The sequence below is a fragment of the Methylobacterium gnaphalii genome (assembly GCF_007992215.1).
Lineage (GTDB): Bacteria > Pseudomonadota > Alphaproteobacteria > Rhizobiales > Beijerinckiaceae > Methylobacterium > Methylobacterium gnaphalii.
The window spans coordinates 115,949-140,111 of sequence record NZ_BJZV01000004.1; the positions used below are offsets into that span (position 1 = coordinate 115,949).

Here is a 24,163-nt window from a genome sequence, read left to right on the forward strand (position 1 = left end):
GCACCATGACGGCCGCTCCGATCCTCGTTGCCTCAGTTCTTGCCGCCATCGCCCGATTCGAGCTGCGCTTTGAGAGCGGCGAGCTTGGCGAAGGGCGAGTCCGGATCGGGCTGCCGTTCGCGGCGCGGTGGACGAGCCTCGGCCTTGCGGGCCTCGTCGCGGGCCTGATCGGGGCGCCGGTCCGGCCTGCCGCGCTGGTCGCGGCGCTGGCCGCCCTCGAAGCGCTCGCGTCCACCGTCGGGGCGCTCGCCGCCGCGGCGGCTGCCGCCATCGCGGCGTCCTCCGTCCTGGCGGGGCTCACCGGATCTCGGCTCGCCCCGGCGTGCATCGCCGCCGCGTGGGCCACGGTTCGGCCGCTGGCCGGCGGGGCGCTGATGGCGGTGGAGACGCCAGATTTCGGTGGTCTCGACAGGGGCCGGCTCGGCTGCATCCTCGACCGGTGTGCCGGAAGCAGTGGTCTCGTCTGACGCCTCCGGCTCGGGGGGGGCAGCCTGCACCTCGGCAAGCACAGTTGCCGGCTCGGCAGCCGCCACAGGCGCCTCGGCCGGCTCCGCGTCCGTCGATTCAGCCTGGGGCTCGGGCTCGGCGGCCGTCGGTGCCGCCTGTACATCCGTTTCGGCAGCGGGCTCGACGGTCGGGGCCTCGGCGAAGGCAGGTTCGGACGCCGCGGCAGCCTCTTCAGTTGCCTCGGAGGGCTCCGTGGATTCGCTGCTGGTAGCCTCGGCCTCGCCGGAGGCGGCAGCCTCCGTGATGGCGCTCTGCTGCGCCGGGACGGCCGGTGCGGTGGCGGCGGCCGGGACCAGTGCAACCGTGATGGGCGGACCTTCACGCGTTTCGGAGACGTATCCGAGCGATTTCAGGATCGAGGCGAAATCCTCGCCCGAGCAGCCGACCAGCGAGGTCATATTGACCGTCGCGGTGAAGCCGTCGCCGTCGGCGGTGCCGGCCGGCGGCTCGCCGGGCGTCGTGCCGGGGCGATAGGCAATGGCAGGACGGATCAGGTCGGCCAGGCGTTCCAGGATATCGACGCGCACGGCCCGCTCGCCGCAGACGCGGAAGCCGGCGGCACGGTAGAGACCCTTGGCAATCTCGGGGTCGACCTTGATCGAAGTGCGGCCCGAACCCGCGAGATGCGCGATCTCGTCGAGCCCGCGCTGGTCGAGGCCGCCGTTGCGCAGCGCCCAGAGCTGGGCGGCGAGGGTGCGCGGCGCTGGCTTCAGCAGGGCCGGCAGGAAGATGTGATAGGCACCGAAGCGGATGCCGTGGCGGCGCAGGTTGGCCCGGCCATCCTGATCCAGCGTGCGCATCTCGTGAGCGACCTTGGCCCGCTCCAGCACGCCGAGGGATTCGACGACCTGATAGCCGATACCGCGCGACAGGCCGGTGAGATCGGCAGCCGACTCGATCTCCATCAACGGGCCGAGCAAGCGCACGACATAGGCCTTCAGCCAAGCGGTGAGGCGGCCCTCGACCTTTTCGCGGTGCGAGCCGGTCAGGCCCTCGTCGGCGATGAGGCGCAGGCCCGGCTCGAATAGCTTGTCGCCGGGGGTGAGCTTGGCGACGGGGTCGCCCGTCCAGCGCACGATGCCATCATGCGAGAGCACCAGCGCGGAATCGGCAGCCGCCGAGAAACGTTCGGCCCTGGCTTCGATCTCGCCGCCCAGTGCCTTCTCGGCGGCACTGCGCAGGGTTTTGGCCTCGTGGCCCTCCGCTTTCGCATCGGGGACGAACTGAAAGCCGTGGAGGTGGCCGACATGTTGACCCTCGACGGTGACGTCACCGCCGGGAGTGATCTCAGCTTCGAGCATCGCGTTCTCTCGTAAGCGCCGCATCAGGACGCTGGTCCGCCGGTCGACGAAGCGGCTCGCGAGGCGCTCGTGCAGGGCATCCGACAGCCTGTCCTCTACCCGACGCGTCTCGCCCTGCCAATGCAGGGGGTCGACGAGCCAGTCGGGGCGGTTCGCGACGAAGGTCCATGTGCGCCCCTGCGCGATCCGCTGGGAGAGTGTATCGATGTCGCCATCCGTACGATCAATCATCGCGACGTGCTTGGCGAACCAGTCATTCGGGATGCGGCCGGCCATGCCGCGCATGAGGAAACGGTAGAGCTGGGCGACGAGGTCCGCATGGGTCTGCGGGTGGACCTTGCGATAATCGGGCACCCCGCAGGTATCCCAGAGCCGCTGCACCGCCACCTTGCCCTGGGCGAGATCGCGGATGTCGTCCTCGCGTGACAAGATCTCGAAGGACGCCTGGTCCTCGCCGATCGGCGCGCGGGTCAGGCCCCCCTCGTGCGGGTGCTCGTCCAGGCTCCGCTGCAGGGCCTCCAGCGACGAGAAGCTCAGATCCGGGTTGCGCCATTGCAGGATGCGCACGGGATCGAACTGGTGGTTCTCCAGCGCCTCGACCATCTCGGGCTCGAACGGCTTGCAGCGTCCCGTCGAACCGAAGGTGCCGTCGGAGAGGTGGCGTCCCGCGCGTCCCGCGATCTGTCCCATCTCGGCGGCGGTCAGCTTCCGGAAGCGGGTGCCGTCGTATTTCCAGGTGGCCGCGAAGGCGACATGGTCGACGTCGAGGTTGAGGCCCATGCCAACGGCGTCGGTCGCCACGAGATAGTCGACCTCGCCGGATTGGTAGAGTTCGACTTGTGCGTTGCGCGTACGGGGCGAGAGAGCGCCAAGCACCACCGCTGCACCCCCGCGCTGGCGCCGGATCAGCTCGGCGATGGCGTAGACCTCCTCGGCCGAGAAGGCGACGATCGCGGTACGGCGCGGCAGGCGCGAGATCTTCTTCTCGCCGGCGAAGCTCAGGGTCGACAGGCGCGGGCGCGTAGTGACGTGGATGCCTGGGATCAGCGACTGCACCAGCGGCTGCATGGTTGAGGAGCCGATCAGCAGCGTCTCCTCGCGCCCGCGCCGATAGAGCAGGCGGTCGGTGAAGACGTGACCGCGGTCCATGTCGGCGGCGAGCTGGATCTCGTCGATGGCGACGAAGGCCACGTCGAGATCGCGTGGCATCGCCTCGATGGTGCAGATCCAGTAGCGCGGCCGATCCGGCTTGATCTTCTCCTCGCCCGTGACGAGGGCGACCTTCTCCGCGCCGACCCGCGCGACGACGCGCAGGTAGACCTCACGGGCGAGCAACCGCAGCGGCAGCCCAATCATGCCGGTCGGATGCGCGAGCATCCGCTCGATGGCGAGATGCGTCTTGCCGGTATTCGTCGGGCCAAGCACCGCCGTGGCGCCGCGGGAGCGCGCCTGCGGGGAGAGCGAGTGAAAATTCATCCTGTAGTCGGCAGTCCCTTCGACGGGGGACGTCGATGCGCGTCCAGGCCGCGCCGGCGAAACCGTAGCCGGCGAAACCTCTAACGATATCGCGGCTGCGGCGGGCCTCCGACGAGCGGCTGCCGAGTATCATATGGGGTCGATCGCTGCTCAGGACCAACCTGCGGCGCGATGACCGGGTTTGCGTAGATGTCGACCCTCACCGAAGGCTGCTGCGGCGTGACGTCGGCGCAGAGCGTGTCCGGCACCGCCGTCAGCGGCCCCCGGCGGGGCCGGCGATGCTCGATGACTTGGGCAGAGGAAAAGGCGTCGCCGCCGCAATCACGCGCGCCGGCCGACAGCTCGCCCGCTGCTGCAGGGCTGGCGAGGAGCGAGGTGGCGACGAAGAGGGCGATCCGGTGCATGAACCCATCACACCCGGCAATCGTGAAGATGCGGCTAAATGCTCCGGCACAACCTCGAACGACGGGGCTGCCAGACGCAAGACTACGTGATGGCCCTTCGTCCCATCTAGCCGCCTTGCCGTCCTCTTCTCAATTCGCAACGATGGACGAGCGCGAGAGGATGCCGCCGGGCAGCGCCGTCAGGGGCGCAGCACCGAGGATGTGTCGATCACTGACCGGCAAGGCTCGCCTGAACCATCGCCCCTTCGGGCGCAGCCTGCGTGCGGCCGGCAGTGCCGGTCGGGGCGCCGGAGCGGGTCCAGCGGGTCGCCTCGATGATGTTGGTGCCAACTGTCGTGCGCACGGAGATGCGCATCGGCACGAGCACGCGTGAGCCTTCCACCGGCGCGAGCCAGACCGACATGTCGCGGTTGTCTTCCATGAACTTCACGCCGGGGCGGTCCGGGCGGTGTCCACCGATCGCCACGTAGCGGGCGTTGCAGACCAGGACCGGACCACTGTAGCCGGGCTTCTCGACCTGGCGGGTCTCGGCATAGCTCAGCACGACGTTGAAGCGGGTGGCGCCGTCGAAGATCGGCAGGGTGCGGTTGCAATTGGCCGGATCGGTGAGCTCACCTCGGCCGTGCGCAGGCATCAGCAGGGCGCTGGCGGGATCGACGATGCCGCGCTTGGCGGCGGCCGTCACCGGCACGCGGTCGCCCATGTCGGGCAGCGGCGGAATGACCTCGGCGCGCGAGACGTTGCCGTTGGCAAGCGACATGCGCACGGCGATGCCCGAATTCGTGGTTCGCGTCGCGATCGAGAAGGCGTTCGGCAGCGGCTTGTCGGCCATGGCGCCCGAGGCGCGGGCCGAGCCCTGGCCGCCGGTCACGGCGCCGACGAGGCCGGTGAGCTGGGCCGAGACGTCCATGCTGTAGCGGCTGCCCTGGAAGGCGCCGGAGAGCTGCGCGGTGCCGATCGGGAAGCCAGCAAGGTTCACGCCGTAATCGACCACGACGCCCGTTCCACCGGGTGGGGCCTTCGCTGCCCGCGGGCGAGCCTCGGCGCTGCCGCCGGCGAGACCGCACAGGAGGGCGGCGGAGATGAGAGCGGCGCGCGGAGCGGGCAGGGCGCACATGGTCACGACTGGGATGTCCTCAGAACAGCGCGCGACCGATGCCGGCGCTGCACGCATCATTACGGATCCATCGTCCAGCCTCATGGTTAACAGACGGTTCTCCGACGTGAAGTCGCCGCGACACCACACTCGCGAAAAGCGTCTCGCCACTGTTCGGCCCTATGGCTCCCGTGCCTGTGTTTTTGGCGCGTCCAAAGTTTCGGCATTCGTGCTGCAGTTGCTCACGAATGATCCGAAAATCAGCATGCACATATTGAAAGCATTCGACGCCTTTTTATCGATAAGATGATGTTAGCGACTTGAAACGTCTGATACGAAGATCGAATTGAAGATCAGTAATCGCAGGATCGCACAAGCAGAGGCAGCGCGATGTCCGTGAGCAGCCAGCAGGGATCGGCCCGGATTTACCAGTTCGTACCGCGTGCTCAATCGAGCCAGCCGGTCAGGCGTGATCAGGCGGCGCCGGTAGTCGAGCTGATGCCATCACGCCTCACATTCTGTGATTTCGGAAGCGCCTCGTACCACGATGCAGCCATCGAAGAGGATCGTGCCCGCAAGTCCTGAGCTCTACGCTCACGCCTTCGGCAGCATCCTGTCGCTGATGATGCGGCGCTGGATTTCGCTCGTTCCCTCGAAAATCGTCGTCAGTCGCGCATCGCGCCAATAGCGCTCCACGCGCCGCTCGGTGGTGTAGCCATTGCCGCCGTGGAGTTGCATGGCCTGGTTGGTGACCTTCACCGCCATCTCCGTGGCGAGCAGCTTCACCATGGCGCAGCCGCTCTCGGCCGGCTCTCCCTCATCGAGCAGATGCGCGGCCTGCTGCCAGAAGGCGCGGGCCTGCGCGACCTCTGCCGCCATGTCGGCCAGTGCAAAGCGCAGCGCCTGGAAGTCGCCGATCGGATGACCGAACTGCTCTCGTTCCTGCAGGTAGGCTTGAGTGTCCTCGACGGCGGCGCGGGCGACCCCCACGGCTCGCGCGGCGGTGTGGACGCGGGCGATGTTGAGCCCGCGCTGCACGGCCGCGAAGCCGCCGGAGTCGGCATCCGCGCCCTCGTCACCGTAGAGGCCGGTGAGCCGGTCGCTCTCCGGCACGCGCACGCCGTCGAGTTCCAGCTCGAAGGTCAGGAAGCCGTGATAGCCAATCTTGTCGATCACCGTGCCCTTGATGCCGTCGGGGAAGGTGCCGGGTTGCTTGATGACGAGGAACGGCTCCAGCCCGGCCGAACGGGGCTCGCCAGGCCCCGGATCGCGGGTGCGGGCCAGAACCTCGATGAAGTCGGCGGCCTTGGCGAAGCCGGCCCAGCGCTTGGTGCCGGTGATGACCCACTCATCGCCCTCGCGCACCGCCCGGGTCTGCACGCCTGCGAGATCCGATCCGGCCGTCGGCTCCGAGAGCGAGATCGAGCCGATCCACTCGCCGCGGGAAGATTTGCGCAGCAATTCCCGCTTGCGGTCCTCGTCGAGCGTCTGCGTGCCGAGGCCCTGGCCACGGGCGAGGATCGAGCCGACTGAGAGCCAAGCGCGGGACAATTCTTCCGAGATCAGGCAGTACTCGAAGACCCCGAGACCCATGCCGCCGTACTCGGCGGGGATGGTGATGCCGAACCAGCCCTTCTCCGCCATCGCGTCGATGAGCGATCGGGGCATTTCACCCTTCTGCGGATCGAGCTCGTCGGCGATCGGCATCACTACGTCGCGGGCGAAGGCGCGGGCCTCGCGCTGCAGCCGGACGCGGGTCTCGTTTCTCCAGGGTGAGAGCAACTCGGGCGGCCGGGGCTGGTGGCGGTCCTGCTTCGGCATCAGGGCTCCGAGTGCAATCGCGTGACGCGAGGCCTTGCAAGAAGTGCGGCCGTGCTCGGGCTATAACCCGCTCGCCCGCCGACGGTTGCGGCCGCAGAATTGCCAATGCCTGGATCAGGTTGACCCGAATCGGCGGCCTATTCGTCTTCGCCGAACCGGGTCGCGAGCAATTCTTCGATCGCATCGAGCGCGGCTTCGGCATCCTCACCGATGGCCGTGACGTAGATCGAGGTGCCCTGCGCGGCACCCAGTGTCAGCAGCCCCATGATCGAGCGACCGCCGACTGTCTCCCCGGCGCGTGTGACGGTGACGGTGGAGGAGAAGCGCTCGACCATCTGCACGAACTTCGCCGAGGCGCGCGCATGCAGACCGCGCCTGTTGATGATCGGCATCGATCGGACAAAACCGCCCTCGGGAACGTCCGGCGCCGCGTCGTCGGTGCTGAAACTGTCGCTCATCGCCGTGGCGTCGTCCTAGGAAGCGGCCGGATCGGAAAAGCGCCTCGCACGAGGACGGGAGGCCCGAGCGCAGATAGAGCGCTCAAGCTGAACGGCGACCGAAAGGACGAAGGGCTGATCGTGGAAGGCTCGAAACCGGGCGGCCGGCTATTTTCCGGCCAGGACGCGCGAGGCGACATTGATGTATTTGCGGCCGGCTTCCTGGGCATGGAGCACCGCGTCGCTCAAGCTCTCCTCGTCGCGCACGCTGGCGAGCTTGATCAGCATCGGCAGGTTGATCCCGGCGACCACCTCGACTTGGCCGCCGTTCATACAGGACAAGGCAAGGTTGGAGGGCGTGCCGCCGAACATATCGGTGAGCACCACGACGCCAGCTCCGGAATTTACACGGCAGACCGCGTCCATGATGTCGCGACGGCGCAGCTCCATGTCGTCCTCGGGGCCGATCGTGATCGTCTCGACCTGCTCCTGGGGGCCGACCACGTGCTCGAGCGCGGCCTTGAACTCGGTCGCCAGCAGGCCGTGAGTCACGAGCACCATTCCGATCATGGAAGCGCTTTCCGACACCGTTCGAGCGGCGTCGCCGAGTTGTGCAGCGCCAGATAAAGCGCGAGCCATTTGAGACGTTTCGCCCATTCTCACGGCATCACCATACATGATGGCCCTGCCCGCGCTATACGTTGCGATCGTCGGCAGCCCACGCAGCAGCCGAGTGCGACCGTGGAGACACGATCGCGTCTTGCCGCATTGCAGTAAGCGCCTGTCGAATCACGTATGCGCGAGGCTGACGGGGTTCAAGCCGCAGAGAAGGCAGGCAGATCCCGAGAATCGTCGCAGGCTCGGCCGCATCCTCCGGCAGGCGCGGGCACTCCTCCACCAGATCGACGACGAGCCGAATCACGGCGGCTGGCGCGATGTCGGCCACGCGCCGGATGCCGAGACCCCGTAGCTCGATCAGGCCGGCGATGGCCGGGTGCGGGCGGGCGACGATCCGGCCGTGCCGCACGGTGAGCCGAACCCGATCGTCCGCCACCAGCCGCGCATGCCGGCCCACCATGTCGGCATGGTCCAGAAGCTTGAGGCAGAGCGAAGATTTCCCGGAACCGGCGGGTCCCCGGATCAGGACGCCATCCTCGCCGAGGACGAGGCAGGTGGCATGGCAGGTGAGCCCGGAGGCCGTGTCCTGCCTGCTCCCGCTCACGCCGCTTTCTCGTCAGGTCCGAACAGATCGGCGCGCGAGGCTGGCGGCAGCCGGACCGTGAAGCGGGCGCCGCGTACCGTTGGCTGGCCGTCCTCGTCGGCGGGACCGGGTCGGTTCTCGGCACGGATGGTGCCGCGATGCGCCTGGATGATCTGGCGCGAGATCGACAGGCCGAGCCCGGAATTCTGACCGAAGCCCTGCTCCGGCCGGTCGGTGTAGAAGCGCTCGAAGATGCGCTCCAGGGCATGCTCAGGAATACCCGGGCCCTCGTCCTCGACGATGAACTCGATCTCCTTGGCCGAGCGACGCAGGGCGACCCGCACCGCTGCACCGGGCGGCGAGAACGAGCGCGCATTGTCGAGGAGGTTGTTCACGACCTGGCCGAGGCGGCTGTCATGGCCGACGATGCGGAACGGATCGTCGATCTCGCTCGGCGGCTTCTCCAGGTCGAACTTGATGATCGCTGCGCCCGCGCGCCGGCGCTCGTTCGCCACCGAGACGACGGTGGTGAGCAGCTTCTTGAGGTCGACCCGCCGCGCTTCGGCGCGGGCGAGTTCGGCATCGAGGCGCGAGGCGTCGGAGATGTCGCTGATCAGGCGATCCAGGCGCTTCACGTCGTGCTGGATGATCTCCAGGAGCCGCCCGCGCGACTCGTCGGACTTGGCCAGCGGCAGGGTTTCGACGGCGCTGCGCAGCGAGGTCAGCGGGTTCTTCAACTCGTGGCTGACGTCGGCCGCGAAGCTCTCGATGGCGTCGATGCGGCGGTAGAGCGCCTGGGTCATCTCGCGCAGCGTGCCGGAGAGATGCCCGATCTCGTCGGTACGGCTGGTGAAGTCAGGAATTTCCTGGCGTGACTTGATGCCCATGCGCACCTTCTCGGCCGCGTCGGCGAGGCGGCGCACCGGCCCGGCGATGGCGCCCGCGAGCAGGATCGAGAGCACCAGCATCACCGCGGCGGCCACGAGAAACACCTGGAGCAGGCCGAAACGCTCTGAAGCGATGACCCGGTCGATGTCGTCGCCTTGAGTCGAGACCATCAGGGCGCCGCGCACGCCGCCGGTGCGCTGGATCGGCACGGCCACCGAGACCACGGTCTCGCCGAGCTCGTTCCGGCGCACGATGGTGCCGCGTGAACCGGACAGGGCCGCCTCGACCTCCTTGAGGCTGCGGCCGTTCTGCGGGCCGACCTCCTCGGTCGTCCCGGTGCGGTCGCCGAGCATCAGGCCGAGGATGCGGATCTGCAGGAAGTCCCAGCTGCGTTCGAGGAAGTTGCGCTTGTGGCGCGGCGTCGGATCGGGTCGTCCGGCATCGCCCCGCGTCGAGAGGGAGCGCGTGTCGAACAGCAGACCGCCCTCCTGGTCATAGACGCGGGCGCGATGGCCCGTCGGCGTCACCAGACGGCGCAGCAGCGGCGCGACCTTTTCCGGGTTCAGGGGAAAGCTCAGCGCGGAGGGGTCGTCCTCGCCTTCCTTGCCCTCGCCGGCCTGGAGCTGGAGCAGGCGGTCGGGATCGACGCGGATGGTGTCGGTATCGACGGAAGCCTGCGCGGCGAGTGCGCCCGCGATGATCTCGCCCTGCACGAGAAGGCTCTGGATGCGGGCCTGGATCAGCCCCTGCCGGAACTGGTTCAGGTAGAGGAAGCCGACCAGCAGGACGATCAGCCCAACGAGGTTCAGGACGACGATGCGCCGCGTCAGGCTCGACGAGGCGCGCTGGCCGATGCCGTTCCAGATGTCGCTCAGCCAGTTCAGCGGCGGCTGACGGAACAGCGCCGCGAGCGTGCTGAGGCGGCCGGCCGGACGCGAGCCGGCGTCGCCGGACGAGGACGTGCGGAAGAAGGGTGCGAGCATCGCGCTGAAGCGCTTCGTCCTGTGGAGAGCTTTCACGCTTCCTTGAAGCGGTAGCCGACGCCGTAAAGCGTCTCGATCATGTCGAAGCTGGTGTCGGTCACCTTGAACTTCTTGCGCAGCCGCTTGATGTGGCTGTCGATGGTCCGGTCGTCGACATAGACCTGGTCGTCATAGGCTGCGTCCATCAGAGCGTTGCGGCTCTTCACGACGCCAGGGCGCTGGGCGAGCGACTGCAGAATCAGGAACTCGGTGACCGTCAGCGTCACCGGCTCGCCCTTCCAGGTGCAGGTGTGGCGCTCGGGGTCCATCATCAGCTGGCCGCGCTCCAGGGAGCGAGCGGCGGCTTCGGCGTCGGCCTTGGCGGCGTTGGCCGGATCCTTCGGGGCGAAGCGGCGCAGCACCGCCTTCACGCGCTCGACCAGGAGCCGTTGCGAGAACGGCTTATGGATGAAGTCGTCCGCGCCCATCTTGAGGCCGAACAGTTCGTCGATCTCCTCGTCTTTCGAGGTCAGGAAGATCACGGGAAGGTCGGATTTCTGCCGCAGGCGCCTGAGAAGCTCCATCCCGTCCATGCGCGGCATCTTGATGTCGAAGATCGCGAGATCGGGCGGCGAGTGCTTCAGCCCATCGAGCGCCGAGGCACCGTCGGTATAGGTCTGGATGCGGTAGCCTTCGGTCTCGAGCGCGATCGAAACCGAGGTGAGGATGTTCCGGTCGTCGTCGACGAGGGCGATGGTCGGCATTCGCTTTCCCTGACTAGTCGGCACGCCGGCGGATGGTCATGAAAAAGCCGCCCCGGCCCCGATCCTGTTGAACAGGCTTGTCATCGATACGGATGGCGGCCCGCTTCGGGACGGACCGGTTCGCGCATCTGAGCTGTGTCCTTTACGACCATCGCTGGAAAAAAGCGAGTGAGTCTCATAGCTTGGCCGTATAGAGGCCTCCGCGACGTCCCGCCCTCGTGCCATGTGCTGCGGCCTCGCTATGCTCGCCTCTCGGGGAAGAAACGATGTCCGAGACCGAGCCGTCCAACCAAGTGTCTGAGCCGGCAGGCGTCTCACCGCGCGAGCAGGCCCGGCCGCTTCCCGCGGGCGAGGCAGGCTTCGACGCGATCGGCCTCGGCCGGCATCTCCTGCGCACGATCCGCTCCGGAGCCCTCGCGACGCTCGATCCGGAGAGCGGCATCCCCTTCGCCTCGCTCGTCACCATCGCCACCGACGTGGACGGCACCCCGCTGATGCTGCTGTCGCGGCTCTCGGCGCATACTCGCAACCTGATGGCCGATCCGCGCGCCTCGCTGCTGTTCTCGGCCGGCGGCAAGGGCGATCCGCTCGCCCATCCCCGGCTCACCGTGACCGGCCGTGCCGTTCGCACGGAGGAGCCGCGGGCGCGCGAGCGCTTTCTCGCCCGCCATCCGAAGGCAAAGTTCTACGCGGATTTCCCCGATTTCGGCTTCTTCGCGCTTCAGCCGATCGCTGGCCACCTCAATGGCGGCTTCGCCAAGGCCGCGACGCTCGCCCCGGCGGACCTGCTGCTCGACGTGACGCAGGCCGAAGCGGTGATGGCGGGTGAGCGCGGCGCCGTCGAGCACATGAACGCGGACCATCTCGATGCGATCGCACTCTACGCGCAGGGCGTCGGCGAGGAGGGAGGCGGCTGGCGGCTGACCGGCCTCGACCCGGAGGGCATGGACCTGATCTCCGGCGACCGCACGGCGCGCGTGCTCTATCCGAGCCCGGTCTCCGACATGGGCAGCCTGCGCAAGAGTCTCGTTGCGATGGCGCAGGCAGCGCGGGCAGGCGGCGAGAGCCATCCCGGCTGAGCTTGTCCTCGACGTCTTGCGCTGCCGCCTTGGCGCTGAGCCCGCCCGCTGCTATCTCCCGCGGCTCATACGTTTCCCTCTTCAGACCTGCCGTGCGCCGCCAGCCCATCCGCCGGGCCGCCTCGCGCCGGGGACCATGATGACCGCCTCATCCATCGACAACATCCGCAACTTCTCGATCGTCGCGCATATCGACCACGGAAAGTCGACGCTCGCCGACCGGCTGATCCAAACCACCGGCACGGTGGCGCTCCGCGACATGAGCGAGCAGCTGCTCGACTCGATGGATATCGAGAAGGAGCGCGGCATCACCATCAAGGCGCAGACGGTGCGCCTGGAATACCGGGCGGAGGACGGCAAGGATTACGTCCTCAACCTGATGGACACCCCCGGCCACGTAGACTTCGCCTACGAAGTGTCCCGGTCGCTGGCCGCCTGCGAGGGTTCGCTGCTGGTGGTCGACGCCTCGCAGGGCGTCGAGGCGCAGACGCTCGCCAACGTCTACCAGGCGCTCGATGCCAACCACGAGATCGTCCCGGTCCTCAACAAGGTCGATCTGCCTGCCGCCGAACCGGACCGGGTCAAGGAGCAGATCGAGGAGGTGATCGGCCTCGATGCCTCGAATGCCGTGCCGATCTCGGCCAAGACCGGCCTGAACATCGAGGCGGTGCTGGAGGCGATCGTCACGCGCCTGCCGCCCCCCAAGGGCGACCGTGACGCGCCGCTCAAGGCGCTGCTCGTCGACTCTTGGTACGACGTCTATCTCGGTGTCGTCGTGCTCGTGCGCATCGTCGACGGCGTGCTCAAGAAGGGCATGAACATCCGCATGATGCGGGCCGATGCCGTGCACGGCGTCGACAGGATCGGCGTGTTCCGCCCGAAGATGGCGGATATCGGCGAACTCGGCCCCGGCGAAGTCGGCTTCTTCACCGGGTCGATCAAGGAGGTCGCCGACACCCGCGTCGGCGACACGATCACCGAGGACAAGCGCCAGTGCAAGGAGATGCTGGCAGGCTTCAAGGACGTCCAGGCGGTCGTGTTCTGCGGACTCTTCCCCGTCGACGCCGCGGAGTTCGAGAACCTGCGCAGCGCCATGAGCAAGCTCAGGCTCAACGATGCGAGCTTCTCCTACGAGATGGAGACGAGCGCGGCTCTCGGCTTCGGCTTCCGCTGCGGCTTCCTCGGCCTGCTGCACCTTGAGATCATCCAGGAGCGTCTGGAGCGCGAGTTCAACCTCGACCTGATCTCGACGGCACCCTCGGTCATCTACCGCCTGCAGATGACCGACGGCACCACGAAGGAGCTGCACAACCCGGCCGACATGCCGGACGTGATGAAGATCGAATCGATCGAGGAGCCCTGGATCCGCGCCTCGATCCTGACGCCGGACGAGTATCTCGGCGGCGTGCTCAAGCTCTGCCAGGACCGGCGCGGCACGCAGGTCGACCTCAACTACGTCGGCAAGCGCGCCATGGTCGTCTACGACCTGCCGCTCAACGAGGTGGTGTTCGACTTCTACGACCGCCTGAAGTCGATCTCGAAGGGCTACGCGAGCTTCGACTACCACATCTCGGACTACCGCGAGGGCGACCTCGTGAAGATGTCGATCCTGGTCAATGCCGAGCCCGTCGACGCCCTCTCGATGCTGGTCCACCGCTCCCGTGCCGAGCATCGCGGCCGCGCCATGTGCGAGAAGCTGAAGGACCTGATCCCGCGCCACCTGTTCCAGATCCCGGTCCAGGCTGCGATCGGCGGCAAGATCATCGCTCGCGAGACGATCAAGGCCCTCTCCAAGGACGTCACCGCCAAGTGCTACGGCGGCGATATCTCCCGGAAGCGCAAGCTCCTGGACAAGCAGAAGGAGGGCAAGAAGAAGATGCGCCAGTTCGGTCGCGTGGAGATCCCGCAGGAAGCCTTCATCGCCGCACTGAAGATGGACGATTGAAACTTACATGTCTTTCTCACCTCCTCGGCGCGGGACGAAGTGCGTCCATTCGGGGAGGTCGAATGATCGCTATGGTACAACTGTTGGACAGATCGCTCGATCACACGCAGGCATCTCGACAGACAGCCGAATGGCAGGCAGACGTTGCAGTAATCCAAGCGGGTCAGAATGGCGGTGATTGCCGCTCATTCTCCTAGTCCACCGGACTAAGATCCGTTCATTGGTGAACCTGTCGCGGCACAGCCACGTTCGAAGGTCATGACTACGACTGACGCGATCCACGACAAGGCCGCCTTCGCCATTTCCGGTCTCGACGATGTTCTCGGGGGCGGATTGGCACGGAACCGGCTCTATCTGCTGGAAGGCGATCCCGGCACCGGCAAGACCACGGTCGCATTGCAGTTCCTGCGGGAAGGCGCGCGACTCGGTGAGCGGGTGATGCACATCTCGCTCTCGGAGACTGAGGGTGAGCTGCGCGATGCGGCCCGATCGCATGGCTGGTCGCTCGACGAGAACATCGACATCTTCGAGCTGATCCCGCCGGAGAGCCTGCTCGACGCCAACCAGCAGCAGAGCCTGCTCTACTCCTCGGACCTGGAGCTCGGCGAGAGCACCAAGCTGATCTTCGAGCGGGTCGACGCGGTCAGGCCCGTCCGCGTCGTGCTCGACAGCCTGTCCGAGATCCGGCTGCTAGCGGGGGGCTCGCTGCGCTACCGCCGCCAGATCCTCGCCCTGAAGCACTACTTCGCCCGGCAGGGTGCCACGGTGCTGATGCTCGACGACCTCACCAGCGACGTCATGGACAAGGCGGTCCACAGCATCGCGCACGGCGTGATCCGGCTGGAGGAACTCGCGCCCACTTACGGGTCCGAGCGCCGCCGGCTTCGAGTGATCAAGTATCGCGGCCAGCGCTTCCGCGGCGGCAATCACGACTTCGCCATCACCACGGGCGGGGTGGAGGTGTTCCCGCGCCTGGTCTCGCTGGAGCACAAGACGGAGTTTCAGCGGACGCGGCTTGCCTGCGGTATCGCGGAGGTCGACACTCTGCTCGGCGGCGGCATCGACGCCGGATCGAGTACGCTGATCCTGGGGCCAGCCGGAACCGGCAAGTCGCTATTCTCTGTCCAGTACGTCTGCGCGGCCGTGGCGCGTGGCGAGCGGGCCGCGATGTTCATCTTCGACGAAGAGCTCGGCCTGCTCCTGGAGCGCACGCGTGCCATGGGTTTCGACCTGCAGAGCATGCGCGATAGCGGTCGGCTCGCGATCGAGCAGGTCGACGCTGCGGAGCTCTCGCCCGGCGAGTTCGCGCACAAGGTCAGGGGCGTCGTCGACAACCTGCAGGCCAAGACCGTGGTGGTCGACAGCCTCAATGGCTACCAAGCGTCGATGCCGGAGGAGGGCGCCCTGATCCTCCACATCCACGAGTTGCTGCAGTACCTGAACCGGCAGGGGGCAGCGACCTTCGTCACCGTTGCCCAGCACGGGCTCGTCGGAGATATGAAATCGCCCGTCGATGTGACCTACCTCGCGGATACGGTGATCCTGCTGCGCTACTTCGAGGCGGTGGGAGAGATGCGCCGGGCGATCTCGGTGGTGAAGAAGCGCACCGGCGCACACGAGAACACCATCCGCGAGTACCGCATCACGAACGGCGGCCTGCAGGTCGGCGCGCCGATTAAGGCTTTCCAGGGTGTATTTCGTGGGATCCCGTCGCTCGTCAGGGAGAGCGTTCCGCTCTTGGACGACGACGCATCGTGACGGTTCCCGGTAATCCGAATTCCGAACGTGTGCTGATCCTCGCCCCGCACGGGCGTGACGCTACGATCGCCTCGGGCCTGCTCCACGAGGCAGGGCTTCGCCCCCTGATCTGCGAGGATGTCACCGCCCTGCACCGCGGCCTCGAGGAGATCGCTGGCATGGCGCTCGTCACCGAGGAATCCGTGCGTTCGGCGGACCTCTCCGCCATTAGCCGCTGGATCGCGGCGCAGCCGGCCTGGTCGGATATGCCTTTCGTGGTCCTGACCAGCCACGGCGGCGGCATCGAACGCAATCCGGCTTTGACGCGGCTCGCGGAGGTCTTCGGCAACGCCACCTTCCTGGAGCGCCCGTTCCATCCGACGACCCTGGTCAGCATGGTGCAGGCGGCGCTACGCGGCCGCCGCCGCCAGTACGAGGCGCGCGGGCGCCTGGAAGACCTTCGCCTCGGTGAGGCGCGACTCAAGGTGATGCTCGCCGCCGAGAAGGTTGCCGCCGAGCACCAACGGCTGCTGATAGACGAGCTGAATCACCGGGTGAAGAACACGCTCGCGACGGTGCAGTCGATCGCGATGCAAACCCTGCGCAACGCCGACAACACCGCTCAGGCGAACGAGGCGCTGGAGCAGCGCCTGCTCGCGCTCTCGCGCGCCCATGACGTGCTCACCCGCGAGAACTGGGACGGGGCCGATCTCCACGACGTGGTGACCCAGGCGATCGCACCATTCCGCGATCGCGACGGCCACCGCTTCCGTGTTGAGGGACCGGATGTGCGCCTCAACCCGCGCATGTCGCTCGCCATCGCCATGGCGTTGCAGGAGCTCGCTACCAACGCCGTGAAGTATGGCGCCCTCTCCAATCCGGTCGGATTCGTCACGATCACCTGGTCGTCGGAGAGGAAGCATGGGCTCGATGCGCACCTGAGCTTCCTCTGGCAGGAGCAGGATGGGCCGCCCGTCGTAGCGCCCCAGCGCCGCGGCTTCGGCTCCCGGCTGATCGAGCGCAGCCTGGCGCGCGACCTCGACGGCACCGTCGAGATCGCCTTCGAGCAGACCGGCGTGGTCTGCCGGATCGAGGCGCCGCTGGCGTAAGGCCGTTGGCGCCCGGCTAGAGCCCGTAGGCGAGGTCAATCGCCGCCCGTGCGAGCAGGCCGTCGCGCGGGCGCAGCGCGTCGAGCACGGAGAAATGGTTCGCCTTCGACACGGGGATGAGGGCGCCGGGAGCGTGCTGCGCGGCGCGAAAGGCGTGGAACACGCGCGAATTCTCGACGAGCGGCGACAGCTCCGCGCTGCCGTAGGCCAGCGTCAGCGGCTTCTCGACGGCCGGCAGGCGCAGGGGCGAGAGTGAAGCAACCTCCTCGTCTGTGAGCTTGAGCTTGTCGTTGAGATAAGTGTCGCGTAGCGGCGCCAGCTCGAAGATCCCGGAAATCGCGAGCCCGGCCTGCACGCTCGGATGCGCCAGCAGCTGCGCGGCGAGATGCCCGCCCGCCGACCAGCCCGAAATGATGACCGGTCCGGCGATGCCGTGCTTCGGGCCTTCGGTGCCCAGCCAATCCAGGGCCGAGATCAGCTCGGCCACGATCTGCGAAAGGGTGGCGTCCGGAGCCAGGGTGTAGCCGGGTAGCGCCGCCGACATCCCGGCCTCGCGCACGCCGTCGGTCAGGCAGGAGAAGCTCTCGCGCGAGCGTGCCTGCCAATAGCCGCCGTGGATGAAGACGAAGCAGGGGGCCTTGGGGTCCTTGGCCGGGAACAGGTCCCAACGGTTGCGCTCCCCCTTGCCGTAGGGGAGGTCGACCGTGTCCTTGTGTGCCTTGCGCAGCTCAGCCGAGGCCGCATTCCAGCGGTCGATCATACCGGCGCCCTCGGGCACCGCCGCACTGTTGTTGTAGGCGGCGTCGCGCTCGGCCCGGTTCATCGTCGCCCAATTGTCCGGACCCTCGACGAGGTTCTGCGCGGCGCTTGGCGCCGCGATCAGCCCGGCACCGATGAGCGCTCCCGCGCTGCCGGCGATCAGGGTGCGGCGACTGGGATCGGTCATGGAGGCTCCGGCTGGCAGGATGCTGCGCCGGTGATCTGTGCGCTACGCCTTACGGTCAAGCAAGCAGGCGCCCTGCCTCGCCTTCGAGGCGAGGGGGACGATGCGCAGGCATGGTGGAGCGGGCGTCCAAGCCTGAACCGAGGCCACTCCGGCCGCTGCGCGCCCTCCCAGTAGGGAGGAGGGCGCGTGGAGGCTCTAGGCTTCCTTCGAGCGCTCGAAGCGCTTGCGGTCGTTCGGGTCGAGGTGGATCTTGCGCAGGCGGATGGACTTCGGCGTGACTTCCATCAGCTCGTCGTCCTGGATCCAGGCCAGCGACTTCTCCAGCGTCATCCGGATCGGAGGCGTCAGGCGCACGGCCTCGTCCTTCGAGGTAGTGCGGATGTTGGTGAGCTTCTTGCCCTTGAGCACGTTCACCTCGAGATCGTTCTCGCGGTTGTGCTCACCGACAATCATGCCCTGGTACACCTTGGCGCCGGGCTCGATCATCATCGGGCCGCGGTCTTCCAGGTTCCACATGGCGTAGGCCACCGCCTCGCCCTTGTCGTTCGAGATCAGCACGCCGTTGCGGCGGCCGGCGATCTCGCCCTTGAAGGGCTCGTAGGCCTTGAACAGGCGGTTCATGATCGCCGTGCCGCGGGTGTCGGTCATCAACTCGCCCTGATAGCCGATCAGGCCGCGGGTCGGGGCGTGGAAGACGAGCCGCAGGCGACCGCCGCCCGACGGGCGCATCTCGATCATCTCGGCCTTGCGCTCGGACATCTTCTGCACGACGACGCCGGAATATTCCTCGTCGACGTCGATCACGACTTCCTCGACCGGCTCCAGGGTCTCGCCGGTCTCGCTCTTCTCCAGGACGACGCGCGGACGCGAGACGGCGATCTCGAAGCCCTCGCGGCGCATGGTCTCGATCAGGATGGAGAGCTGCAGCTCGCCGCGGCCGGAGACGTAGAACGAGTCCTTGTCGGCGGCTTCCTCGATCTTGAGCGTGACATTGCCCTCGGCCTCCTTGAACAGGCGGTCGCGGATCATGCGGCTCGTGACCTTGTCGCCCTCGGTGCCGGCGAGCGGCGAATCATTGACGATGAAGGACATGGTGACGGTCGGCGGGTCGATTGGCTGGGCCTGGATCGGCTCGTTGACCTGCGGGTCGCAGAAGGTGTCGGCCACGGTGCCCTTGAGCAGGCCCGCGATGGAGACGATGTCGCCGGCCTCGCCCACGTCAATCGGGGCACGCTCGAGGCCGCGGAAGGCCAGGATCTTGGAGACGCGGCCGGTCTCGACGACCTTGCCCTCGCGGTCGAGGACCTTGATCGACTGATTCGGCTTCACCGTGCCCGAGGCGATGCGGCCGGTGATGATGCGGCCGAGGAACGGGTTGGCCTCGAGCAGCGTGCCGAGCATGCGGAACGGGCCTTCCTCGGTCTTCGCCTGCGGCACGTGCTGCAGCACGAGGTCGAAGAGCGGGGCGAGGCCCTCGGACTGATCGCCCTCCGGCGTGGTGTTCATCCAGCCGGCGCGGCCCGAACCATAGAGGATCGGGAAGTCGAGTTGCTCGTCGGTTGCGTCGAGGGCGGCGAAGAGGTCGAACACCTCGTTGACCACCTCGTTGATGCGGGCGTCAGGCCGGTCGACCTTGTTGATCGCCACGATCGGGCGCAGGCCGATCTTGAGCGCCTTGCCGACCACGAACTTGGTCTGCGGCATCGGGCCCTCGGCCGCATCCACCAGCACGATCACGCCGTCGACCATCGAGAGGATGCGCTCGACCTCGCCGCCGAAATCGGCGTGGCCAGGCGTGTCGACGATGTTGACGCGGGTGTCCTTCCACACGACCGAGGTCGCCTTGGCTAGGATGGTGATCCCGCGCTCCTTCTCCAAGTCGTTCGAATCCATCGCCCGTTCTTCGACGCGCTGATTCTCGCGGAAGGTGCCCGACTGCTGGAGCAGCTTGTCGACGAGCGTCGTCTTGCCGTGGTCGACGTGGGCGATGATGGCGATGTTGCGCAGCTTCATCGGGAGTATGGCGTCCGAAACGGGTCGAGCCCGACGGGGCGGGGACCGCTTCTTGCGGTCCTCGACGTCGGGCGGGGAGGGCTGGATCGTGTCGCGCTGCAATAGAGACAGCCGGCCCATCCGGCAAGGCACACGCACGCATGCCATGTTCTCGTCGGCACAGTGACGTGAGGCGCCGCGGCGAATCAGCCCGACATGGGCGCCGAAACGTGTTGACGGGGCAAGGCAGTCACGGGCGCGGCCAGCAACCTGCTATAAGACCGGATCGTCTCCTCGTTTTCGATGCTCAGCGGATATCGCCTTGACCGGCCCTGACCCCTCCCGCCCGCCGATCCGCTTCCGCGGCCGCTCGTTCCTGGCGATGGTGCTGGCACCGGTCCCGCCGATCGCTCAATGGCTGGACGAGCTCGACGCGCTCAAGCAGCGTGCGCCGGCCTTCCTCACCGTGCGGGCGCTGATCCTCGACGTGACGGGTCTGAGTTTCGACCGCTCGGACCTCGCCGACCTCTGCGCCGAGCTTGCCAAGCGCAACATCACCATTCTCGGCATCGAGGGCATCGGCCCGACTGCCCTCGGCCCCGGCTTCCCGCCGCCACTGACGGGCGGGAAGGCCGCCGACGATGTGATCGTGCCCGAGGGCAACGCGGCTCCCGCAGCTCCCGCCGTTCCAGTCCCGGCCGCCGCCGCCAAGCCCACGCGAGCGCGCTCCCTGGTGCTCGATCAGCCGGTCCGCTCGGGGCAGGTCATCCAGCATCTCGACGGCGACGTCACGGTAATGGGCTCGGTCGCCTCAGGCTCTGAGATCATCGCGGGGGGCTCGATCCACGTCTATGGCGCGCTGCGCGGGCGGGCCATCGCCGGCGCGGTGGGCGATGCCAACGCCCGCATCGTCGCCCGCCGCTTCGAACCGGAGCTCATCGCCATCGACGGCCTCTACAAGACGGCCGACGATCTCGGCCAGAAGCTTCGGGGACAGGCCGTGCACGCGCGGCTCCACGACGACACCATTGTCGTGGCCGCGCTCGATTGAGCGACAGGTTGAGGGCTCTGGAGAGCATCGTGACGCAAAACCGGCCCGCGCTCCTCACAGCGGCGCGGAACTGCGGGACGCCGGGGAACCGGATGTGTTTGCGATCACTGCGCGCCGTGAGGTTCCACGGCGTCCCGCGTCACCCCATCGCTGGGGTGTATTCCTGGGCTATGCCCCCGGCGGCTCACCGCGCGGGGACGATGACGTGCATCCGGATCGCATCATCATTCCTCGCCCGCCTTCGGGCGGAATGACGATACGAGAAAAACAGCCGGCTATTTTTCGTATTTGATGTAGGCGAAGCGCGGGTCGTCGGGCGTCCCGGAGAGCGGACCGTCCTCCTTGCCGGGCTGCCACATCACCACCTCTTCGATCTTCTTCGCCAGGGCGAAGTCGGATTCGGTGATGCCCTTGGCCGCGTGGTTCATCAGCCGCACCTCGACCCAGGCATAGGAAGCGGTGATGTCGGGATGGTGGAAGGCAGCCTCTGCGAGGTGGCCGACGGTATTGATGATCATCAGCGTGCCCTTCCAGCCCGCCGTCTTGTAGGTCCGCCGGATCCAGCCATCCTCCAGGCGCCAAGTCGGCAGCTCGGCCTTGAGCCGCTCCTCAACCTGAGCCTCGTCGAAGACCGTCGCCTTGGTCATGTCTCTCTCCACAATCGCTCGAGGGCGTATGGCCTGAAGCCTGCGCCGAGTTCCAAGGAGGTGCAACCGCCCCTCGTCCCGGCCTCAGAGTTCGGCATTTGCCGCAGGCCGCGAGCGGTTCTGCGCTGTGGACGGCGTGAGGGCGAATCCTTATTTGAAATCCAAGAGATTGCGTCCGGCGCGCGGGGCCGGATGATCGGTCCCCCAGCCATTAGGGAGAAGGCGCCCATGCTGTCACGGCGCGGACTGCTTGCGACTGCGGCCCTCTGGCCGCTTCCAGCGATCCTGCCTGCGCGCGCGGCGTCCGACGTGATCAAGCTCGGCGTGCTGCCCTTTGGCACGGCCTCCTGGGAGGCGGCCGTCATCAAGGAGCGCCGGCTCGACGAGGCCAATGGCTTCACGCTCGAACTCGTCAAGCTCGCTGGCAACGATGCGGCGCGCATCGCCTTCCAGGGAAACCGGCTCGATACGATCGTCGGCGACCTGATCTGGGCGGCGCGGCTACGCGGCGAGGGACGCAACGTGAAGTTCCTGCCCTACTCCACCACCGAGGGCGCCGTGATGGTGCCCGCGAATAGCCCGATCAAGGGCCTGAAGGACCTCGCCGGCAAGCGCCTCGGTGTCGCCGGTGGCGCTCTCGACAAAAGTTGGGTCCTCCTGAAGGCGCAGGGCCGCGAGACCGGCACGATCGACCTCGAGCACAACGCCCAGCTCGCCTTCGGCGCGCCGCCGCTGCTCGCGCAGAAGCTCGAGGCCGGTGAGCTCGATGCGGCGCTGCTCTATTGGCAATACTGCGCGCGGCTCGAGGCCAAGGGCTTCCGGCGGCTGATCAGCGCCGACGACGTCATGCGGGCCTTCGGTGCCAAGGGTTCGGTCTCGCTGATCGGCTACCTGTTCGAGGGCGAGACCATCGAACAGCGTCCCGAGGCGGTGAAGGGTTTTGCCCGCGCCTCGCGCGCCGCCAAGGACATCCTCGCCAACGAGCCGGAGGCCTGGAACGCGGTGCGGCCGCTGATGGCGGCGGAGGATGACGCGACCTTCGAAGTCCTGAAACGCGACTTCCTCGCCGGGGTGCCGAGGCGCGCGATCGAGGCCGAGCGGGCCGATGGCGAGCAGATCTACACGACCCTTGTGCGCACGGGCGGCGAGCAGCTTGTCGGCACCGGCAGGACCCTGCCGCCGAACCTCTACCTCGACGCGACGGGCAAGGGCTGATCCTGTGAGCCCGTTTCCCGTCCGGAGCTGCTGACGCGCCGATGGCTCTTCTCGCGCGTCTCGCCTCGCTCGTCGTGCTGCTGGTGCTGTGGCAGGCCGTGTCCGTCTACGCGGACGTGCGCACGCTGCCCTCGCCCGCTTCGGTCGCCGCCTTCATCGGGCGGGAGGCCGGGAAGGGTGACCTGTTCTCCAACGTCGGCATCACGCTCCTGCGCGTGGCGATCTCCTTCATCATCGCGATGAGCCTCGGCGGACTGCTCGGTATCGTGCTCGGCCGCTCGAAATGGGCCGACCAGATCCTCGACACCCCGCTGCTCGTGATCCTCAACACACCGGCCCTTGTCATCACGGTGCTCGCCTATGTCTGGCTCGGACTCACGGAGACAGCGGCGATCGTCGCGGTGGCGCTGAACAAGCTGCCGAACGTCGCCGTGATCATGCGCGAGGGCGCCCGCGGGCTCGATCCGGGTCTCGAGGAAATGGCGGCGAGCTATCGCTTCGACCGGCGCACCTGGATTGGCAACGTTTTGGTGCCGCAGCTCCAGCCCTTCGTGATCGCTGCCGCCCGCTCCGGCATTTCGCTGGCCTGGAAGATTGTGCTCGTGGTGGAGTTGATCGGCCGGCCGAACGGCGTGGGCTTTGCCATCAACTACTATTTCCAGCTCTTCGACGTCACGGCGGTGATCGGCTACAGCCTCGTCTTCATGACCGTGATGCTCGCCATCGACACCCTGATCCTCCAGCCGATCGACCGCCATGTCCGCCGCTGGCGCTGAGCGCACCCAGGTGCCGGCCGAAGTGGCCGAGCCGCTGCTGCGCGTCGCCATCGCGAAGAAGGTTTATCGGCGCGCGGGGACCGAGCCAGTCGAGGCCGTGCGGAATCTTGCCTTCGACGTCGGCCCGCGAGAGATCACCTGCCTGATCGGCCCCTCGGGCGCCGGCAAGACGACCACCCTGCGCATCCTCCTCGGCCTCGACACCGATTACGAGGGGGCTGTCCTGCCCGATCCCGCCGAGGCCGATATCGCCATGGTGTTCCAGGATCCGCGGCTGCTGCCCTGGCGCAGCGTCGAGCAGAACGTGCGCCTCGCCCTGCCGCGACCGGACCGCGCGAAGAACCTCGACGACCTGTTTGAATCCCTTGGGCTGGCGCCGTGGCGGGAGCGCTATCCGGGTGCACTCTCGCTCGGGATGCAGCGCCGCGTCTCGCTGGCCCGCGCCCTGGCGCAGGAGCCGCGCATCCTCGTCCTCGACGAACCCTTCGTCTCCCTCGACGAGGCGGCGGCGGCGGGGCTGCGCGGGCTCGTCGTAGCGGCGGTGGAGCAGTACGGCACCAGCGTACTGATGGTCACTCACAACGTCGATGAGGCCATCGAGATCGCCGACCGGCTGCTGCTGCTCTCTGGCCGTCCGGCGAGCCTCGTCGCTACCGTCCCGCTCGACACGCCGCGCTCACAGCGCACGCGCGGCTGGGCCGAGGCAACGCGCAGCGGGCTGGCTCAGCGTTATCCGAGCGTGATCGCCGGCTGACCGGCTCTCCCCGTCATGGCTTCGCTGTGCTGGCAATGACGGCCCGGTCGTGTCC

Annotated in this window: 21 protein-coding genes; 9 read left to right on the forward strand and 12 right to left on the reverse strand. The window is 67.4% G+C overall.

All coding sequences use genetic code 11. The features are described 5' to 3' along the window. Positions 1 to 32: 32 nt before the first annotated feature. The 3 genes from MGN01_RS04925 to MGN01_RS04935 form a co-directional block, all read right to left on the reverse strand. Positions 33 to 3,284, reverse strand: a complete 3,252-nt coding sequence (locus MGN01_RS04925) for a helicase-related protein (RefSeq protein WP_147045473.1) — start codon at positions 3,282 to 3,284, stop codon at positions 33 to 35. A gap of 80 nt (positions 3,285 to 3,364) precedes the next feature. Beyond that, the gene (locus MGN01_RS04930) at positions 3,365 to 3,688 is read right to left on the reverse strand and encodes a hypothetical protein (protein WP_238258320.1); all 324 of its coding nucleotides are present in this window, start codon (positions 3,686 to 3,688) and stop codon (positions 3,365 to 3,367) included. A gap of 208 nt (positions 3,689 to 3,896) precedes the next feature. After that, positions 3,897 to 4,805, reverse strand: a complete 909-nt coding sequence (locus MGN01_RS04935) for a DUF3108 domain-containing protein (protein WP_147045642.1) — start codon at positions 4,803 to 4,805, stop codon at positions 3,897 to 3,899. A gap of 369 nt (positions 4,806 to 5,174) precedes the next feature. Here MGN01_RS04935 and MGN01_RS24545 point away from each other — a divergent pair, with 369 nt between their 5' ends. Continuing rightward, positions 5,175 to 5,369 (forward strand): DUF2735 domain-containing protein, encoded by a 195-nt coding sequence (locus MGN01_RS24545; protein ID WP_147045474.1) that lies wholly within the window; start codon positions 5,175 to 5,177, stop codon positions 5,367 to 5,369. A 9-nt stretch (positions 5,370 to 5,378) separates the two neighbouring features. Here MGN01_RS24545 and MGN01_RS04945 read toward each other — a convergent pair whose 3' ends face one another. From MGN01_RS04945 to MGN01_RS04970, 6 genes are all read right to left on the reverse strand, one after another. Continuing rightward, positions 5,379 to 6,605, reverse strand: a complete 1,227-nt coding sequence (locus MGN01_RS04945) for an acyl-CoA dehydrogenase family protein (RefSeq protein ID WP_147045475.1) — start codon at positions 6,603 to 6,605, stop codon at positions 5,379 to 5,381. Positions 6,606 to 6,742: 137 nt separating this feature from the next. Next, on the reverse strand, positions 6,743 to 7,063 hold the full coding sequence (locus MGN01_RS04950) for an HPr family phosphocarrier protein (RefSeq protein WP_147045476.1): 321 nt from the start codon (positions 7,061 to 7,063) through the stop codon (positions 6,743 to 6,745). 147 nt (positions 7,064 to 7,210) lie between these two features. Beyond that, a complete protein-coding gene (locus MGN01_RS04955; RefSeq protein ID WP_147045477.1) occupies positions 7,211 to 7,612 on the reverse strand; it encodes a PTS sugar transporter subunit IIA in 402 nt (133 codons plus the stop codon). 124 nt (positions 7,613 to 7,736) lie between these two features. Continuing rightward, positions 7,737 to 8,264 (reverse strand): HPr kinase/phosphorylase, encoded by a 528-nt coding sequence (locus MGN01_RS04960; RefSeq protein WP_147045478.1) that lies wholly within the window; start codon positions 8,262 to 8,264, stop codon positions 7,737 to 7,739. After that, the gene (locus MGN01_RS04965; RefSeq protein ID WP_147045479.1) at positions 8,261 to 10,114 is read right to left on the reverse strand and encodes a sensor histidine kinase; all 1,854 of its coding nucleotides are present in this window, start codon (positions 10,112 to 10,114) and stop codon (positions 8,261 to 8,263) included. Before MGN01_RS04965 ends, MGN01_RS04960 begins: the two co-directional genes overlap by 4 nt. 32 nt (positions 10,115 to 10,146) lie before the next feature. Continuing rightward, entirely contained in the window at positions 10,147 to 10,857 is a 711-nt protein-coding gene (locus MGN01_RS04970) for a response regulator transcription factor (protein WP_147045480.1), read from the reverse strand. A gap of 266 nt (positions 10,858 to 11,123) precedes the next feature. Here MGN01_RS04970 and MGN01_RS04975 point away from each other — a divergent pair, with 266 nt between their 5' ends. From MGN01_RS04975 to MGN01_RS04990, 4 genes are all read left to right on the forward strand, one after another. Next, positions 11,124 to 11,936 carry a HugZ family pyridoxamine 5'-phosphate oxidase gene (locus MGN01_RS04975; protein ID WP_147045481.1) on the forward strand — a complete coding sequence of 271 codons (813 nt, stop codon included), beginning with the start codon at positions 11,124 to 11,126 and terminating at the stop codon, positions 11,934 to 11,936. Positions 11,937 to 12,075: 139 nt separating this feature from the next. Further along, positions 12,076 to 13,881: a translation elongation factor 4 gene (gene lepA, locus MGN01_RS04980; RefSeq protein WP_147045643.1), complete on the forward strand. Its 1,806-nt coding sequence runs from the start codon at positions 12,076 to 12,078 to the stop codon at positions 13,879 to 13,881. 258 nt (positions 13,882 to 14,139) lie between these two features. Continuing rightward, on the forward strand, positions 14,140 to 15,639 hold the full coding sequence (locus MGN01_RS04985) for an ATPase domain-containing protein (protein ID WP_147045482.1): 1,500 nt from the start codon (positions 14,140 to 14,142) through the stop codon (positions 15,637 to 15,639). Beyond that, the gene (locus MGN01_RS04990) at positions 15,636 to 16,727 is read left to right on the forward strand and encodes a sensor histidine kinase (protein ID WP_147045483.1); all 1,092 of its coding nucleotides are present in this window, start codon (positions 15,636 to 15,638) and stop codon (positions 16,725 to 16,727) included. The genes MGN01_RS04985 and MGN01_RS04990 overlap by 4 nt, the downstream gene beginning before the upstream one ends. 16 nt (positions 16,728 to 16,743) lie before the next feature. Here MGN01_RS04990 and MGN01_RS04995 read toward each other — a convergent pair whose 3' ends face one another. Beyond that, the gene (locus MGN01_RS04995; RefSeq protein WP_147045484.1) at positions 16,744 to 17,673 is read right to left on the reverse strand and encodes an alpha/beta hydrolase; all 930 of its coding nucleotides are present in this window, start codon (positions 17,671 to 17,673) and stop codon (positions 16,744 to 16,746) included. Between the two features lie 195 nt (positions 17,674 to 17,868). Next, positions 17,869 to 19,686: a translational GTPase TypA gene (typA, locus tag MGN01_RS05000; protein WP_147045485.1), complete on the reverse strand. Its 1,818-nt coding sequence runs from the start codon at positions 19,684 to 19,686 to the stop codon at positions 17,869 to 17,871. Between the two features lie 361 nt (positions 19,687 to 20,047). Between typA and minC the strand changes: the two genes are divergently transcribed. Next, positions 20,048 to 20,716, forward strand: a complete 669-nt coding sequence (minC, locus tag MGN01_RS05005) for a septum site-determining protein MinC (RefSeq protein WP_238257617.1) — start codon at positions 20,048 to 20,050, stop codon at positions 20,714 to 20,716. A gap of 275 nt (positions 20,717 to 20,991) precedes the next feature. Here the strand turns inward: minC and MGN01_RS05010 are convergent, their stop codons facing one another. Next, the gene (locus tag MGN01_RS05010) at positions 20,992 to 21,363 is read right to left on the reverse strand and encodes a 4a-hydroxytetrahydrobiopterin dehydratase (RefSeq protein WP_147045487.1); all 372 of its coding nucleotides are present in this window, start codon (positions 21,361 to 21,363) and stop codon (positions 20,992 to 20,994) included. 228 nt (positions 21,364 to 21,591) lie between these two features. On the opposite strand from MGN01_RS05010, the gene MGN01_RS05015 reads away from it, so the two are divergent. From MGN01_RS05015 to MGN01_RS05025, 3 genes are read left to right on the forward strand one after another with little or no spacing between them, the layout of a single operon-like run. After that, positions 21,592 to 22,578: an ABC transporter substrate-binding protein gene (locus MGN01_RS05015; protein WP_147045488.1), complete on the forward strand. Its 987-nt coding sequence runs from the start codon at positions 21,592 to 21,594 to the stop codon at positions 22,576 to 22,578. A gap of 41 nt (positions 22,579 to 22,619) precedes the next feature. Next, positions 22,620 to 23,354: an ABC transporter permease gene (locus MGN01_RS05020; RefSeq protein WP_147045489.1), complete on the forward strand. Its 735-nt coding sequence runs from the start codon at positions 22,620 to 22,622 to the stop codon at positions 23,352 to 23,354. Continuing rightward, positions 23,335 to 24,108, forward strand: a complete 774-nt coding sequence (locus tag MGN01_RS05025) for an ABC transporter ATP-binding protein (RefSeq protein WP_147045490.1) — start codon at positions 23,335 to 23,337, stop codon at positions 24,106 to 24,108. Before MGN01_RS05020 ends, MGN01_RS05025 begins: the two co-directional genes overlap by 20 nt. Positions 24,109 to 24,163 lie beyond the last annotated feature (55 nt).

Bases quoted from the DNA above. Each gene is read 5' to 3' on its own strand.
- MGN01_RS04925 (WP_147045473.1), bottom strand. From the start codon at position 3,284: ATGAATTTTCACTCGCTCTCCCCGCAGGCGCGCTCCCGCGGCGCCACG.
- MGN01_RS04930 (WP_238258320.1), bottom strand. From the start codon at position 3,688: ATGCACCGGATCGCCCTCTTCGTCGCCACCTCGCTCCTCGCCAGCCCT.
- MGN01_RS04935 (WP_147045642.1), bottom strand. From the start codon at position 4,805: ATGTGCGCCCTGCCCGCTCCGCGCGCCGCTCTCATCTCCGCCGCCCTC.
- MGN01_RS24545 (WP_147045474.1), top strand. From the start codon at position 5,175: ATGTCCGTGAGCAGCCAGCAGGGATCGGCCCGGATTTACCAGTTCGTA.
- MGN01_RS04945 (WP_147045475.1), bottom strand. From the start codon at position 6,605: ATGCCGAAGCAGGACCGCCACCAGCCCCGGCCGCCCGAGTTGCTCTCA.
- MGN01_RS04950 (WP_147045476.1), bottom strand. From the start codon at position 7,063: ATGAGCGACAGTTTCAGCACCGACGACGCGGCGCCGGACGTTCCCGAG.
- MGN01_RS04955 (WP_147045477.1), bottom strand. From the start codon at position 7,612: ATGATCGGAATGGTGCTCGTGACTCACGGCCTGCTGGCGACCGAGTTC.
- MGN01_RS04965 (WP_147045479.1), bottom strand. From the start codon at position 10,114: ATGCTCGCACCCTTCTTCCGCACGTCCTCGTCCGGCGACGCCGGCTCG.
- MGN01_RS04970 (WP_147045480.1), bottom strand. From the start codon at position 10,857: ATGCCGACCATCGCCCTCGTCGACGACGACCGGAACATCCTCACCTCG.
- MGN01_RS04975 (WP_147045481.1), top strand. From the start codon at position 11,124: ATGTCCGAGACCGAGCCGTCCAACCAAGTGTCTGAGCCGGCAGGCGTC.
- lepA (WP_147045643.1), top strand. From the start codon at position 12,076: ATGACCGCCTCATCCATCGACAACATCCGCAACTTCTCGATCGTCGCG.
- MGN01_RS04985 (WP_147045482.1), top strand. From the start codon at position 14,140: ATGACTACGACTGACGCGATCCACGACAAGGCCGCCTTCGCCATTTCC.
- MGN01_RS04995 (WP_147045484.1), bottom strand. From the start codon at position 17,673: ATGACCGATCCCAGTCGCCGCACCCTGATCGCCGGCAGCGCGGGAGCG.
- typA (WP_147045485.1), bottom strand. From the start codon at position 19,686: ATGAAGCTGCGCAACATCGCCATCATCGCCCACGTCGACCACGGCAAG.
- minC (WP_238257617.1), top strand. From the start codon at position 20,048: ATGGTGCTGGCACCGGTCCCGCCGATCGCTCAATGGCTGGACGAGCTC.
- MGN01_RS05010 (WP_147045487.1), bottom strand. From the start codon at position 21,363: ATGACCAAGGCGACGGTCTTCGACGAGGCTCAGGTTGAGGAGCGGCTC.
- MGN01_RS05015 (WP_147045488.1), top strand. From the start codon at position 21,592: ATGCTGTCACGGCGCGGACTGCTTGCGACTGCGGCCCTCTGGCCGCTT.
- MGN01_RS05020 (WP_147045489.1), top strand. From the start codon at position 22,620: ATGGCTCTTCTCGCGCGTCTCGCCTCGCTCGTCGTGCTGCTGGTGCTG.
- MGN01_RS05025 (WP_147045490.1), top strand. From the start codon at position 23,335: ATGTCCGCCGCTGGCGCTGAGCGCACCCAGGTGCCGGCCGAAGTGGCC.